Source organism: Sphaerisporangium siamense, assembly GCF_014205275.1.
In the GTDB taxonomy this organism is placed as follows: Bacteria; Actinomycetota; Actinomycetes; order Streptosporangiales; family Streptosporangiaceae; genus Sphaerisporangium; species Sphaerisporangium siamense.
The window spans coordinates 6,905,108-6,919,006 of record NZ_JACHND010000001.1; the positions used below are offsets into that span (position 1 = coordinate 6,905,108).

Here is a 13,899-nt window from a genome sequence, read left to right on the forward strand (position 1 = left end):
TCATAGATCCGTTCCCTCGAACGGCGGGCGTACGAGCGAGGCCGGGCGCACGGCCTCAGGACCGAAGCGCCGGGCGGCCTTGTCCATCGCCATTTCGGCCTCCCGCCAGCCTGTTTCGCGTTCGCCGAGCCCGAGCTGGCGGGTCGCCGCGGCCGCGGGACGCAGGTTCTCCACCCGCACGCCGACCAGACGGAGGCGCACGCGCTCCAGCCCGGCCGCCGCGAACAACTCACAGGCAGTGGCATATATCTCTTTCGCCACATCCGTCGCCTCACGCAGCGTGCGCGACCGGGTGATGGTGGTGAAGTCCGAGCGGCGCAGCTTGACGCTCACCGTGCGCCCGATGTGACCGCCCGCGCGCAGCCGCGCGGCCACACGCTCGGAGAGCCGCAGCAGCTCGCGGCAGACGGCCTCGGGGTCGTCCACGTCGTGGGAGAAGGTCTCTTCGGCGCCGATGCTCTTGTCGGGGACGTGCGGGGTGACGCGGCGGTCGTCGCGGCCCCACGCCAGGGCCGCCAGATGCTCCCCCACGGCGCCGAACTCGCGCCGCAGCGTCGCCGGCGGGACCTGCGCCAGATCGCCCACGGTCTTGATGCCGAGCCGGACCAGGGCCTGCTCCGTGCGCTCCCCCACGCCCCACAGGGCCGCGACGGGCAGGGGGTGGAGGAACTCCACCACGCCGTCGGCGGGGACCACCAGGAGGCCGTCCGGCTTGCAGTGGCGCGAGGCGAGCTTGGCGACGAACTTGCTGCTCGCCACGCCGACCGAGCAGGTGATGCCGTGGCGCTCTGCGACCTCGGCGCGGATGCGGGCGGCGATGACCGCCGGCCGCCCCAGCCTGCGCAGCGCCCCGCGCACGTCGAGGAACGCCTCGTCGGAGGCGACCGGCTCGACCTCGGGCGTGACCGCGTGGAAGATCTCCATCACGCTCTTGGAGACCTCGGAGTACTTGCCGTGGCTCGGCGGGATGACCACGGCCCGCGGGCAGAGGCGGCGGGCGCGGGTCATGGGCATCGCCGAATGGACGCCGAACCGCCGGGCCTCGTAGGTGGCGCTGAGCACCACGCCGCGGGCGCCCGCCGCACCGACGATCACCGGGGTGCCCTTGAGCTCGGGACGCTCCAGCAGCTCGACGCTGGCGTAGAAGGCGTCCATGTCGACGTGCAGGATCGGGCACCCGGTGTCGTCGGCCGGCGGCGCCTGGGCCGGGTGGCGCCCCCGCCCCGGCTCGGGCCGCAGAACCTGCTTGCGCGACACACGTCGATCCTACCCGAACAGGCGTTCTAGCCGCCGGGCGGCACGCCGTGACGTGGTCAGCGCCGGGCCAGGACGTGGAGCTGGGTGGCGATGTCGCGCAGCACGGGGTGGGCGGCGGCGGCCTGTTCCAGCGCCACCAGCGCGCGGGCCGCCCCCGGCTCGCCGTCGAGCAGGCGGCCCGGCACCAGGTCGGCGAAGACGCGCACGCCCCTGACCTCGCCGGGCGCGAACCCCGCGGCCGACAGCAGGCCGGCCAGCGCCGCGCCGTCGAACCTGCGCGGCGTCGGGTCCTGGTCGCCCCAGCGGCCCGCCGGGTCGGACAGGGTTTGGCGCGCCTCGTCGAAGTGGCCGGCGAGCGAGCGGTGGATCGCGGTCGCGACCGGGTTGGCCGCGAGGACGCTGATCAGCCCGCCCGGCCGCAGCAGGCCCGCGACGGCGGCGAGCGCCCCGGCGGGGTCCTCGACGTACTCGAGGACGCTGTGGCACAGCACCAGGTCGGCGCAGCCGGGCTCCAGCACGTGGCGCAGGTCGGCGGTGTCGCCCTGGATGCCCTTGACCGCCACCCCGGCCTCGGCGGCCCGGCGCTCCAGGGCGGCCAGGGAGTCGGGGCTGGGGTCCACGACGGTGACGGCGTGGCCGAGCCCGGCCAGCGGGACGGCGAAGCCGCCCGTGCCGCCCCCGGCGTCGACGATGTCGAGCCGCTCGCGCCCGGTCGCGTCCGCCAGTCCGGCGAGCGCGGCGCGCAGGGCCTCCCAGACCACGGCGGTGCGCGCCGCCGGGGTGGCGGCCGCCTGGCGTGTGGGGCCTTCGGCGGTGGGCACGTTCAGCTCGCCTCCTCGCGAGGACGCCGATCGGAACCTCGATCGGGCACGTCGGTAGGGGCCCAGCCTACCCGCGGCCGACGGGCCCCCACGCGCGGGAGGCGGCGCGTCCTACAGGACGAGGGACGGCTTGAGCTGCTTGAACCGGGCCAGCAGGCCGTTGACGAACTGCGGAGACTCGTCGGTGGAGAGCTCGGAGGCGAGGTGCACCCACTCGCTGATGACCACGGCCTCCGGGACGTCGGGCATCCACAGCAGCTCGTAGGTGCCGGCGCGCAGCAGGTTGCGGTCCACGGCGGGCATGCGGTCGAGGGTCCAGCCCTCGGAGTAGGTGGAGATCAGCTCGTCGACGCGGGCGCGATGCCGGTCCACGCCCTCGACCAGGGCCGAGGTGTACTCGTTGACCGGCGGCTCGGCCCGCTCGACGCGCTCGGCGAGCACCTTGGTCGCGGGCTCGCTCCGCAGCTCCGCCTCGAAGAGGATGTCCAGTGCGCGCCTGCGCGCCTTTCCCCGCGCGGACACTCAGGCCCGGCCGAGGTACTCGCCGGTGCGAGTGTCGACCTTGACCTTCTCACCCGTGGTGATGAAGAGAGGGACCTTGATCTCGGCGCCGGTCTCCAGCGTCGCGGGCTTGGTGCCGCCGGTGGAGCGGTCGCCCTGCAGACCCGGCTCGGTCTGGGCGATGGTCAGCTCGACGGCGGCGGGCAGCTCGACGTACAGGACGTTGCCGTCGTTGATCGCCACCGTGGCGAGGCCGTTCTCCAGCAGGTAGTTGGCCGCGTCGCCGACCGTGGCGCGCGAGACGTTGAGCATGTCGTAGGTCTCGGTGTCCATGAACACGAACTCGTCGCCGTCGAGGTAGGAGAACTGCATCTCGCGCTTGTCGACGTTGGCCACCTCGACCTTGACGCCCGCGTTGAAGGTCTTGTCCACGACCTTGCCCGAGAGCACGTTCTTCAGCTTGGTGCGGACGAAGGCGCCGCCCTTACCGGGCTTGACGTGCTGGAACTCCACCACGCTCCACAGCTCGCCGCCGTCGAGCCTGAGCACAAGGCCGGTCTTGAGGTCGTTGGTCGTCGCCACTCGTAATCTCCTGCGTCGTGATGGTCACGCTGAGCTCGGCCGCTTTCCCGCCCGTCACAGGACCAGCAGTTCCTTGGTCGTCCGGGTGAGGAGTTCCGGGCCGCCGTCACGCGTGACGAGAGTGTCCTCGATCCGGACGCCGCCCCTGCCCGGCAGGTACACGCCGGGCTCGACGGTGATCGGAACTCGATCCTCAAGTCTACCGGCACCCGTGGAACGCAGGAACGGATCCTCGTGGATCTCCAGGCCGACGCCGTGGCCGAGCCCGTGCCCGAAGTGCTCGCCGTGCCCGGCCGCCTCGATGAGCGCGCGCGCCGCCCCGTCCACCTCGGCGATGTCCGCGCCGGGGGCCACGGCCTCGCTCCCGGCGCGCTGGGCGCGCAGGACCAGGTCGTACAGGTCGCGCTGCCAGGCGGCGGGCTCGCCCACGGCGACCGTGCGGGTCATGTCGGCGTGGTAGCCCTGGTACAGGGCCCCGAAGTCCATGGTGACCAGGTCGCCGCGCTCGATGGGGCGCCCGGTGGGCGCGTGGTGGGGCACCGAGCCGTTGGGGCCGCTCGCCACGATGGTGTCGAAGGCGGGCCGGTCGGCGCCGAGCTCGCCCATGCGGGCGTCCAGCGCGCGGGCCAGCTCCCGCTCGGTCGTGCCGGGCGCGATCGCGGGGAGGACGTCGGCGAACGCCTGGTCGGTCAGCTCGCAGGCGACGCGCAGCGCGTCGATCTCGCCCTCGTCCTTGACCACCCGCAGCGCCTCCACCGGCCGGTCCAGGGGGACGAGGTCGCCGCCGAGACGCCGGTACAGGGACACCGGCATGTCGTGCGCCTCGATGCCGGGCCTGGCGGCCATCCCGGCCAGGGATCCGGCCACGTCGCGCCGTTCGACGACCTCGACGTCGGCGCGGAGGCGGCGCGCGGTCTCGATGTACCGGGAGTCGGTGGCGAGGACGGCCGAGGCGTCCGCCCGCACGAGCACGGCGGCGTTCGAGCTGGCCAGCCCGGTCAGATAACGCACGTTGACGCCGCGGGTGACCAGCAGGGCGTCCACGTCGTGCTCTTCCAGCAGCGCGGCGAGCCGGGCCCGCCGCGCGTGGTGAATGGCGGTCATGTCCGAGACTGTACGGCCTCGCCCGTCCTATCCCGCCGGAGGTCAGGCGGCGATGTCGCGGATCTTCTCGACGAGCCGGAGGCGCTCCTCGTGGGTGGCGGCGAGCGGGGCGACGTTGAGGGTGGTGACCCCGGACTCCTTCAGCGCGGCGACGCGTTCGCGGACGAAGCTCTCGGGCCCGGCGAGCGACATCTTCTCCAGCAGCTCCCTCGGCACCGCCGCCGCGGCCTCGTCCTTCTTGCCGTCCAGGTAGAGGTCCTGGATGAGCCGGGCCTCCTTCTCGTAGCCGTAGCGGCGGGCCAGGTCGTTGTAGAAGTTCCTGCCCCTGGCGCCCATGCCGCCGATGTAGAGCGCGGCCATGGGGCGGCCGAGTTCGAGCAGGTCCCCGGCGTCCTCGCCGATGGCGAGGACGGCCTGGGCGATGACGTCCAGCTCGCCGAGGTCGCCGGCGCGCCGGGCCGAGCCCGCCTTCAGCGAGGGGCCCCACACCTCGGCGGCCTTCTCGGGGACGTAGAAGATCGGCTCCCAGCCCTCGGCCAGCTCGGCGGCCAGCTCGACGTTCTTCGGGCCGATGGCGGCGAGCACGATGGGGATGCGCGGGCGCACCGGGTGGTTGATCAGCTTAAGGGGCTTGCCGAGCCCGGTGCCCTGGTCGGGCGGGAGGGGCAGCGTGTAGTGCGCGCCCTGGTGGGTGAGCCGCTCGCGCCGCCAGACCTTGCGGCAGATCTCGATCACCTCGCGGGTGCGGCCGAGCGGCGCGGTGTAGGGCACGCCGTGGAAGCCCTCGACGACCTGCGGGCCCGAGGCGCCGATGCCGAGCACGAAGCGGCCGTCGGAGACGTAGTCCATGCCGGCGGCGGTCATGGCGAGCAGGGAGGGGGTGCGCGAGTAGATCGGCAGGATGCCCGAGGCGATCTGGACGCGCCGGGTGCGGGCGGCGATGTAGCCCATCTGGCTCACGGCGTCGAAGCTGTAGGCCTCGGCGACGAAGACGATGTCGAGCCCGGCGCTCTCGTAGTCCGCCAGCTCGGCCACCGTCTCCTTGAAGCCACCCGCGTAGTTGAGCGCCATGCCCACGCGCATGTCGAGTTCCCCTCGCCAAGAAACCGAATGATGTTCCAGTCACGGACAGGCTACCGAGTCCCCCGGCGGGGGGAAAGCCCGGCGCGCACGGCGTCGCCGCTGCCACCGCTCATGGGCGGTCGCGGCCGTCAGGCGCGGCGGGCGGGGGTGGCGCGGCCGTGAGGCGCTCCAGGTCGGCCACGGTGTCGATGTCGGCGGGGTCTCCCGCGTCGTCGCAGGGCACGGGAGTGACCAGTTCGGGATGGGCGCGCAGGAAGGGGCGCGCGCCGGCGTCCCCGGCGGCGAGCCTCGCGACCTCGCCGAAGTGCTCGCGGCCGATCAGCACGGGGTTGCGCGGCGCGCCGCCGTAGGTCGCGACCGCCACCGCCGCGCCCGCCGCCCGCGCCGCGATCAGCCGGCGCACGGCCTCGGCGCGGACCAGCGGCTGGTCGGCCAGGGCCACCACGACCGCGTCCGCCTCCGGCGGGAGCGCGTCCAGGCCGGTGCGCAGCGAGGAAGCCATGCCGGTGCGCCAGTCGGGATTGCGGACGGCGACGGCCCCGCCGACCTGGACGTCGGCCGCGCCGAGCACCACGACCACCGGACGGCAGCCGCCCTCGCGCAGCAGGCGCGCTCCCCGGTCGGCCAGCCGCTCCCCCTGGAACTCCAGGAGCGCCTTGGGCATGCCGAGCCGCGTCCCCGCCCCCGCGGCCAGCAACAACCCGGCGCACGGCCCCCTCATCCGCCGCCTCGCACGCCGGAGCCGGCCGCGCTCACGCGCCGTCCCACGCGCCGGGAACCGGTGGCGCTCATCGGTGCGAACCGGTCGCGCTCATCCCTCGCCCCGCGTGCCGGGGTCGGCCGTGCCCGCGCCGTGCGCGCCGTCCGCCGGGCCGTGGATGCGGCCGGTGGTGTCGCTGAGCGCGCGGCCGGAGCCGCCCCACCGGAGCTGGATCAGCTCGGCGGCGATGGACACGGCGGTCTCCTCGGGGGTGCGCGCCCCGAGGTCCAGGCCGATCGGGGAGCGGAGCCGGGCCAGCTCGTCCTCGGTGAGGCCCGCCTCGCGCAGCCGGGCCAGACGGTCCTCGTGGGTGCGGCGCGACCCCATGGCGCCGACGTACCCGGCCTCGGTGCGCAGCGCGACCTCCAGCAGGGGGACGTCGAACTTCGGGTCGTGGGTGAGCACGCAGATCACCGTGCGGGCGTCGACGTGGGCGGTGGAGAGGTAGTCGTGCGGCCACGTGACGACGACCTCGTCGGCCTCGGGGAAGCGCTTGGCCGTGGCGAACACCGGGCGGGCGTCGCACACCACGACGTGGTAGCCGAGGAACTTGCCGACCCTGGCGACGGCGGCGGCGAAGTCGATGGCCCCGAAGACCAGCATGCGCGGCGGCGGCGCGAAGGAGTGGACGAAGACCGGCAGGTCGTCCAGACGCCGCTCGCCGCGCGTCCCGTACCTGCGCACGGACGTGAGCCCTTGAGCGAGCATGCCGCGGACGTCGTCGTCCACGGCGGCGTCGAGCCGGGCGGGCCCGAGCGAGCCCGAGGCGCGGCCCGGCCACACCACCCGGCGCGCGCCCCGCCGCCGGGGGCCGGGCAGGACGGTGGCGACGGCGACCGGCTCGTGGCGGCGCACCGAGGCCGCGATCTCGCCGAGCTCGGGGAAGTCGTCCCTGGACACCGGCTCGACGAGGACGTCGATGATCCCGCCGCAGGTGAGCCCGACCGAGAAGGCGTCGTCGTCGCTGACCCCGTACCGCTGGAGCACCGGGCGTCCCCCGGCGGCGACCTCGCGCGACAGCTCGTACACCGCGCCCTCGACGCAGCCGCCGGACACGCTGCCGACCGCCTCGTCCCCGAGGACGGCCATGGACGCGCCGGGCGGCCGGGGCGCGCTGCGGAAGGTCTCCACGACGGTGGCCACCCCGAACCGCTCCCCCGCCTCCCACCAGCGCACGATCTGGGAGAGCACGTCACGCATGCGACAGCCTTTCCGCGAGCTCCTCGAAGGCGGCCAGGCTGTGCCCGGCGACGAACGCCCCGACGTACGGCAGGGCGGCGCGCATGCCGCCGGTCAGCGGCTCGTACCCCTCATGCCCTTTGTGGGGGTTCGCCCAGACGACCCGGTGCGCCAGGCGGGACAGCCGGGCCATCTGCCGCCCGAGCAGGGACGGGTCGCCGCGCTCCCAGCCGTCGGAGGCGATCACGACGATGGCACCCCTGGCCGTGGAGCCACTGTCGAGGAACCGCTTCAGCTCCTCGCCCAGCCGGGTGCCGCCGCGCCAGTCGGGGACGGCGGCCGAGACCTCGCGCATGGCCGCGCCGGGATCGCGGTGGCGCAGCGCGGGGGTGACGCGGGTGAGCCGGGTGCCGACGCTGAACACCTCGGTGGCGCGCGGCTCGCACCGCACCAGCGCGTGGGCGAACCGCAGCAGCGTGTCGGCGTAGGGGGCCATGGAGCCGCTGACGTCGACCAGCAGCACGACGCGGCGGGGCCGCACCCGGCGCGACCTGCGGCGCAGGCGGGCGATCTCGCCTCCCCTGCGCAGGGTCTCGCGCATCGTGCGGCGCGGGTCGAGCCTGCCCCGGGTGGAGGGGGCGAACCGGCGGGAGCGGCGCGGCTCCCTGCGGGCGCGCAGCAGTCCGATCATGCGGTGGACCTCGGCCAGCTCGGCGGGGGTCATGCGGGCGACGTCACGGTGCCTGAGCACCTCCGTCCGGCCGGCCGTGGCCGCCAGGGCCTCGCGGGAGGCGTCGCCGGAGGAACCGTCGCCGTCCGGGGCCAAGGTGTGGCGGACGACGGTGACCACCGGGGCGGGGCGGCCCGGCCCGGGGCGGTCACCGCCGAAGTAGGCGGCGAAGCAGCGGTCGTAACGGGGCAGGTCGTCGGGGCCGGCGCACATGGTGAGGCGGCCGGCCCAGTAGACGGCCTCACGGTCGGCGGCGCCCAGGTGGACGGCGGCCTCCAGCATGGCCTGAGTGCGCTCGTGATCGGCGGGCACGCCCGCGGCACGCAGAGTGCGGGCGAACCCGACCAACGTGGCGGCCCTCGCGGCGGCGTCCCCGGTGACCGCGCGGCTCGGAACGACCGTCCCGGCGGGACCGCCGCCAGGGGCCTGAGGGACTCCCTCAGATGCCGCAAGGGATCTCGCGGACACCGGAGGGGATTCCCCGGACGCCAGAGCGGCTTCCCCAGGTACCGGACGGACCCCGGAGGTGGGACGGGCGGGGTCAGGCATGGCGCAGGAGTCCGTTCGCCAGGACGGTCTGCTGGTCCTCGCGGTACTTCAGCAGCGCGCCGAGCGTGGCGGCGGCCAGGCCCGGGTCCAGGTGGTCGCGCGCCCCGAGCGTGAGCAGGGCGCCGGCCCAGTCGAGGGTCTCGGCGACGCCGGGCGGCTTGACCAGCCCGGCCGAGCGCAGGCGCCCGGCCGCGGCGGCGACCTGGGCGGCGAGCGCCTCGGAGCAGGCCGGCAGCCGCCGGAGGAGTATCGCCACCTCGCGCTCGAACGGCGGGTGCTCCAGCCAGTGGTACAGGCACCGGCGCTTGAGCGCGTCGTGGACGTCGCGGGTGCGGTTGGAGGTGACGACCACCACGGGCGGCTCGGCGGCCCGCACGGTGCCGAGCTCGGGGATGGAGATGCTGAAGTCGGAGAGGACCTCCAGCAGGAACGCCTCGAACTCGTCGTCGGCGCGGTCGATCTCGTCCACGAGCAGCACGGCGGGCCGGGTCTCCAGGGCCCTGAGCAGGGGGCGGGCGATGAGGAACCTGCGGTCGTACAGCTCGCCTTCGAGGCGCGCGGCCTCGGCGGCCCCGGTGGCGCCCGTGGCCTCGGCGGCCTTGAGGTGGAGGAGCTGGCGGGCGAAGTCCCAGTCGTACAGGGCCTGCGCGGCGTCCAGGCCCTCGTAGCACTGCAGGCGGATCAGGGGCGCGCCGAGCACGGCGGCGAGGGTCTTGGCCAGCTCGGTCTTGCCGACGCCCGCCTCGCCTTCCAGGAACAGCGGCCTGCCCATCTTGAGCGCGAGGAAGCACGCGGTGGCCAGCCCCTCGCCGGCCAGATAGGCGTGCGCGTCGAGAAGCGCGGCGAGCGCGGCGGGACTACTGACGCCGGACACCCCGCGCCCCCGATCCGCCCCCTCACCGGACCCCACGGCGGACCCCACGGCGGACCCCACGGCGGACACCGCCTCGGGCACAACGGCGGGCACCACGCCAGGCACCACAGCGGACTCCACGTCAGGCACCGTGTCAGGCACCGCATCGGGCGCCACCGCGGGCACCGCGCCAGACTCCACGTCAGGGACCGCGCCGGACACCGCGCCAGGCACCCCGGCGGACTCCACGTCAGGGACCGCGCTGGACACCGCTTCAGGTACCGCGCCGGACACCTCTTCGGACACCTCATCAGACTACGCGCGGCGGCCCCTGTCCGCTCGGGAGCAATGCGGCCCGGGGGCGGCCGGCGGCGCGTGGCCGGTGGTCGTTCCATAAAACCCTATTGACCCGGTAGGAAATGGCGGCAATTATGGGTCGGAGGCCGCACGAGACAACCCCTGCGAGGTTCCTTGATGTCGTCCCCCACCCTGGACGTTCAGGCGGCACGGGCCCCGGGCCCGGCCGCCGGGCCGTCCACCGCCTCCACGTCCCCGCCCCCGCGCGCGTCCCGTGCCCCGCGCCGCGCCCGGGCCTGGCGGCGATGGCTCAGCCCTCTGGCCGTCGTCGTCCTCTGGCAGATCGCCGGCGGCGCCGGGCTCCTGCCCGAGCGCCTGCTCGCCGCGCCGAGCACGGTCGCCGCCACCGCCGCCGACCTGGTCACCCAGGGCGTCCTGCCCACGGCGATCGCGGTGTCCCTGCAACGGGTCGCCATCGGCTTCGCCGCCGGAGCGCTCGCCGGCGTGCTGCTCGCCGTGGTCGCCGGGCTCGGCCGCCCGGGCGAGTACGCCGTGGACCCGATCATGCAGATGCTGCGCGCGCTGCCGTTCTTCGGCCTGATCCCGCTGTTCATCCTGTGGTTCGGCATCGGCGAGACGCCCAAGGTGACCCTGGTCGCGCTCGCGGTGTCCTTCCCCCTCTACCTCAACACCTTCGCCGGCATCCGGGGGGTGGACGGCAAGCTCGCCGAGGTCGCCCACACCCTCAGACTCGGCCGGGCCGCGCTGCTGCGCCACATCGTGCTGCCGGGCGCGCTGCCCCAGACGCTGGTCGGGCTGCGGCAGAGCCTCGGCGTGGCCTGGCTGGCGCTCATCGTGGCCGAGCAGGTCAACGCCGACGCCGGGCTCGGCTTCATGATCAACGACGCCCGCGAGTTCCTGCGCACGGACGTCATCGTGGTCGGCCTGCTGGTCTACAGCGCGCTCGGCCTGCTCACCGACGCGCTGGTACGGCTGCTGGAACGGAGGGCGCTCGTATGGAGACGCGGATTCCTCGCCGAGTAGCCGGGCTGCGCGGCCTGACCCGCCGCTTCGGCGACCGCGCCGTCCTGGACGGCCTGGACCTGGACATCGAGGGCGGCGAGTTCATCGCCCTGCTCGGCCGCAGCGGCTCGGGCAAGTCCACCCTGCTGCGCGCGCTGGCCGGCCTGGACCGCGACCTCGACGGCGAGCTGAGCGTCGGCGACTCGGTCGCCGTCGCCTTCCAGGAGCCGCGCCTGGTGCCCTGGAAGCGCGTCCGCGCGAACGTCGCCCTCGGCCTGGACGTGCCCGACGCGGGCGCGCGCGCCGACCGCGCCCTTGAGGAGGTCGGGCTGAGCGAGCGCGCGGACGCCTGGCCGCTCACGCTGTCCGGCGGGGAGGCCCAGCGGGCCAGCCTCGCCCGCGCCCTGGTCAGGGAGCCGGAGCTGCTGCTGCTCGACGAGCCGTTCAGCGCCCTGGACGCGCTCACCCGCATCACCGTCCACCAGCTCGTCCTGGACCTGTGGGCCCTGCACCGCCCCGCCGTGCTGCTCGTCACCCACGACGTGGACGAGGCGCTGCTGCTCGCCGACCGCGTGCTCGTGCTGTCGGAGGGCCGCATCGCCCACGAGTACGCCGTCACCGCGCCCCGGCCCCGCCACCGCGACCATCCCGACCTCGTGAACCTGCGCGACCGCCTGCTCCGCGCCCTCGGCGTGGCGGCATGCGAGCACCCCACCGACCCCCCGGAGGAACGGCGATGACGACCCCCCGCACCGCACCGGAGGCCGCACCATGATCGTCAAGGTCGTCCGGCTGCTCGCCGCGACGGGCCTGGCCGCGGCGCTCGCCGCCTGCGGGGCCTCCGCGTCCTCGCAGGGTTCCTCCGGCTCGGGGGGCGGCGGCCTCTCCGGGGTCACGCTGCGGGTCGGCGACCAGAAGGCGGGCTCCCAGGTGCTGCTCACCGCCGCCGGCGAGCTGGACAAGCTCCCGTACAAGGTGACCTGGGCCCAGTTCACCTCGGGCCCGCCGCTGTTGGAGGCCGTCAACGCCGGGGGCGTGGACATCGGCGCCGTGGGCAACACCCCGCCGATCTTCGCGGCGGCCGCCGGCTCCAAGATCTCCGTGGTGGCCGCCGACCAGACGAGCGGCAAGGCCTCGGCCATCGTCGTCCCGTCCGGCTCCCCCATCACCGCCACCGCGCAGCTCAAGGGCAAGCGGGTCGCGGTCGCCAAGGGCAGCTCGGCGCACTACCACCTGCTCGCCGTGCTGAAGAGGGACGGCCTGTCCTTCAAGGACATCACGGTGAGCTACCTGCAGCCCGCCGACGCCCTGGCCGCGTTCACCTCCGGCCGGATCGACGTCTGGGCCATCTGGGACCCTTACGCCTCCCAGGCGGTGGTACAGAACAAGGCCAGGGTCCTGGTGGACGGCACCGGCTACGTCAACGGCTACGGCTTCCAGGTCGCCGGCCGCGACGCGCTCGCCGACAAGGACAAGACCGCCGCGATCCGCGACTACGTGGCGCGCCTGCAGCGCGCGAAGATCTGGGCCAACACCCACCAGGACGAATGGGCGAAGGTCTGGGCCAAGGAGACGGGCCTGCCCGTCGAGGTGACCGGGCCCGCCGCCGCCAACCGCGTCACGAAGATCGTGCGGATCGACGACGCCCTGGTCGCCTCCGAGCAGGAGATGGCCGACGCCTTCGGCGCCGAGGGCCTCATCCCCGGAAAGATCGACTTCGCCGGCTTCGCCGACCGGCGGTTCAACGACCTCGTGAAGAAGGACGTCTGATGAGCCTGCGGTTCCACTGGTTCCTGCCCACCTCCGGCGACAGCCGGTCGCTCATCGGCGGCGGCCACGGGCTCCAGCGCGGCCACGGGCTCCAGCGCGGCCACGGCCGGGCCGCCGCGGCGAAGTACCGGCCGCCGTCCATCGACTACCTCGGCCAGATCGCGCGGTCGGCCGAGCAGCTCGGGTTCGACGCCGTGCTCACCCCGACCGGCACCTGGTGCGAGGACGCCTGGCTGGTCACCGCCGCGCTCACCCAGCAGACCCGGACGCTGAGGTTCCTGGTGGCGTTCCGCCCCGGGTTCGTCTCCCCCACGCTGGCGGCGCAGATGGCCGCGACCTACCAGCGCGTCTCCGGCGGCCGGCTACTGCTCAACGTCGTCACCGGCGGGGAGACCGCCGAGCAGCGCCGCTTCGGCGACCACCTGTCCAAGGACGAGCGGTACGCCCGCACCGACGAGTTCCTGTCCATCGTGCGCGGCGCGTGGAGCGGCACGCCCTACGACTTCTCCGGCGCCCACTACCAGGTGGAGGGGGCGACGGTCGCCGAGCCGCCCGCGCCGGTCCCCGAGCTGTACTTCGGCGGCTCGTCGGCGGCGGCGGGACGTGTCGCGGCGCGCCACGTGCAGACGTACCTGACCTGGGGCGAGCCGCCCGCGCAGGTCGGCGAGAAGATCGCGTGGGTGCGGGGGCTGGCCGCCGAGGAGGGGCGGACGCTGCGGTTCGGCGTCCGCCTGCACGTCATCGCCCGGGACACCTCCGAGGAGGCGTGGGCCGAGGCCGGGCGGCTGCTCGCGGGCCTGGACCCCGAGGACGTCCGCACCGCGCAGCAGACCCTGGCGCGCAGCGAGTCGGTGGGGCAGAAGCGCATGCTGGCCCTGCACGAGGGCTTCCGGCGCGACGGCGGCGGCGTCCACGACCTGGAGATCCACCCCGGCCTGTGGGCGGGCGTGGGGCTGGTGCGCGGCGGCGCGGGCACGGCCCTGGTGGGCAGCCACGCCGAGGTCGCCGGCCTGATCGAGGAGTACGCCGCGCAGGGCGTCGCCGAGTTCGTCCTGTCCGGCTACCCGCACCTGGAGGAGGCGTACTGGTTCGGCGAGGGCGTGCTGCCCGAGCTGCGCCGCCGGGGAGCCCTGGACGGCGCGCGGGCGCCCGTCCGGCTCAGCGCCTGACCTCCCGCCCGGCCGGCCGCCCTCTCCCTCCGGGGCGGCCGGCCGTCGGCGTGCCCGCGCCCCCCTTCGCGGGCCCGTCCGCACGGCATCCGGCCTGACCCGGTCGTTCTTTCCCGCCCGCGGGACCACGGAATGTACTTGAATCGCTACTCGGGCCATCCGCGGCAGGTCCCGCGGCGAACAGCACTTGAATGCTTCGCGTCACATTCCGTAAATATGAT

Annotated in this window: 14 protein-coding genes; 4 read left to right on the forward strand and 10 right to left on the reverse strand. The window is 74.6% G+C overall.

The window, feature by feature from the left end; genetic code table 11:
- The 10 genes from BJ982_RS31505 to BJ982_RS31550 form a co-directional block, all read right to left on the reverse strand.
- Positions 1-1,257 (reverse strand): DNA polymerase IV, encoded by a 1,257-nt coding sequence (locus BJ982_RS31505; protein WP_184886073.1) that lies wholly within the window; start codon positions 1,255-1,257, stop codon positions 1-3.
- 56 nt (positions 1,258-1,313) lie between these two features.
- Positions 1,314-2,078 carry a class I SAM-dependent methyltransferase gene (locus BJ982_RS31510; RefSeq protein ID WP_239123635.1) on the reverse strand — a complete coding sequence of 255 codons (765 nt, stop codon included), beginning with the start codon at positions 2,076-2,078 and terminating at the stop codon, positions 1,314-1,316.
- Positions 2,079-2,189: 111 nt separating this feature from the next.
- Positions 2,190-2,600 carry a transcription antitermination factor NusB gene (gene nusB / locus BJ982_RS31515; protein ID WP_184886075.1) on the reverse strand — a complete coding sequence of 137 codons (411 nt, stop codon included), beginning with the start codon at positions 2,598-2,600 and terminating at the stop codon, positions 2,190-2,192.
- A complete protein-coding gene (efp, locus tag BJ982_RS31520; protein ID WP_184886077.1) occupies positions 2,601-3,161 on the reverse strand; it encodes an elongation factor P in 561 nt (186 codons plus the stop codon). It abuts the gene before it with no gap.
- Positions 3,162-3,215: 54 nt separating this feature from the next.
- On the reverse strand, positions 3,216-4,265 hold the full coding sequence (locus tag BJ982_RS31525; protein ID WP_184886079.1) for a M24 family metallopeptidase: 1,050 nt from the start codon (positions 4,263-4,265) through the stop codon (positions 3,216-3,218).
- Positions 4,266-4,307: 42 nt separating this feature from the next.
- Entirely contained in the window at positions 4,308-5,348 is a 1,041-nt protein-coding gene (locus tag BJ982_RS31530) for an LLM class F420-dependent oxidoreductase (RefSeq protein WP_184886080.1), read from the reverse strand.
- Between the two features lie 109 nt (positions 5,349-5,457).
- Complete coding sequence (locus BJ982_RS31535) at positions 5,458-6,069, reverse strand: nucleotidyltransferase family protein (RefSeq protein WP_184886082.1); 612 nt, start codon at positions 6,067-6,069, stop codon at positions 5,458-5,460.
- Positions 6,070-6,159: 90 nt separating this feature from the next.
- Positions 6,160-7,308: an XdhC family protein gene (locus tag BJ982_RS31540; RefSeq protein ID WP_184886084.1), complete on the reverse strand. Its 1,149-nt coding sequence runs from the start codon at positions 7,306-7,308 to the stop codon at positions 6,160-6,162.
- Positions 7,301-8,365: a vWA domain-containing protein gene (locus BJ982_RS31545; protein WP_260413884.1), complete on the reverse strand. Its 1,065-nt coding sequence runs from the start codon at positions 8,363-8,365 to the stop codon at positions 7,301-7,303. Before BJ982_RS31545 ends, BJ982_RS31540 begins: the two co-directional genes overlap by 8 nt.
- A 193-nt stretch (positions 8,366-8,558) precedes the next feature.
- Positions 8,559-9,536, reverse strand: coding sequence for an AAA family ATPase (locus tag BJ982_RS31550; RefSeq protein WP_445009398.1), 978 nt, complete (start codon positions 9,534-9,536; stop codon positions 8,559-8,561).
- Between the two features lie 357 nt (positions 9,537-9,893).
- Here BJ982_RS31550 and BJ982_RS31555 point away from each other — a divergent pair, with 357 nt between their 5' ends.
- The 4 genes from BJ982_RS31555 to BJ982_RS31570 are packed head-to-tail and all read left to right on the forward strand — an operon-like array spanning position 9,894 to position 13,678.
- Positions 9,894-10,760 carry an ABC transporter permease gene (locus tag BJ982_RS31555; RefSeq protein WP_184886088.1) on the forward strand — a complete coding sequence of 289 codons (867 nt, stop codon included), beginning with the start codon at positions 9,894-9,896 and terminating at the stop codon, positions 10,758-10,760.
- A complete protein-coding gene (locus BJ982_RS31560) occupies positions 10,733-11,479 on the forward strand; it encodes an ABC transporter ATP-binding protein (RefSeq protein ID WP_184886090.1) in 747 nt (248 codons plus the stop codon). The genes BJ982_RS31555 and BJ982_RS31560 overlap by 28 nt, the downstream gene beginning before the upstream one ends.
- 31 nt (positions 11,480-11,510) lie before the next feature.
- Positions 11,511-12,509, forward strand: a complete 999-nt coding sequence (locus BJ982_RS31565; protein ID WP_184886092.1) for an ABC transporter substrate-binding protein — start codon at positions 11,511-11,513, stop codon at positions 12,507-12,509.
- Complete coding sequence (locus tag BJ982_RS31570) at positions 12,509-13,678, forward strand: LLM class flavin-dependent oxidoreductase (RefSeq protein WP_184886094.1); 1,170 nt, start codon at positions 12,509-12,511, stop codon at positions 13,676-13,678. The genes BJ982_RS31565 and BJ982_RS31570 overlap by 1 nt, the downstream gene beginning before the upstream one ends.
- Positions 13,679-13,899: the final 221 nt, after the last annotated feature.

Excerpts from the sequence above, each read along its gene's own strand:
- BJ982_RS31565 (WP_184886092.1), top strand. The coding sequence starts at position 11,511 with ATGATCGTCAAGGTCGTCCGGCTGCTCGCCGCGACGGGCCTGGCCGCG.
- BJ982_RS31540 (WP_184886084.1), bottom strand. The coding sequence starts at position 7,308 with ATGCGTGACGTGCTCTCCCAGATCGTGCGCTGGTGGGAGGCGGGGGAG.
- BJ982_RS31530 (WP_184886080.1), bottom strand. The coding sequence starts at position 5,348 with ATGCGCGTGGGCATGGCGCTCAACTACGCGGGTGGCTTCAAGGAGACG.
- BJ982_RS31555 (WP_184886088.1), top strand. The coding sequence starts at position 9,894 with ATGTCGTCCCCCACCCTGGACGTTCAGGCGGCACGGGCCCCGGGCCCG.
- BJ982_RS31560 (WP_184886090.1), top strand. The coding sequence starts at position 10,733 with ATGGAGACGCGGATTCCTCGCCGAGTAGCCGGGCTGCGCGGCCTGACC.
- BJ982_RS31570 (WP_184886094.1), top strand. The coding sequence starts at position 12,509 with ATGAGCCTGCGGTTCCACTGGTTCCTGCCCACCTCCGGCGACAGCCGG.
- BJ982_RS31525 (WP_184886079.1), bottom strand. The coding sequence starts at position 4,265 with ATGACCGCCATTCACCACGCGCGGCGGGCCCGGCTCGCCGCGCTGCTG.
- BJ982_RS31535 (WP_184886082.1), bottom strand. The coding sequence starts at position 6,069 with ATGAGGGGGCCGTGCGCCGGGTTGTTGCTGGCCGCGGGGGCGGGGACG.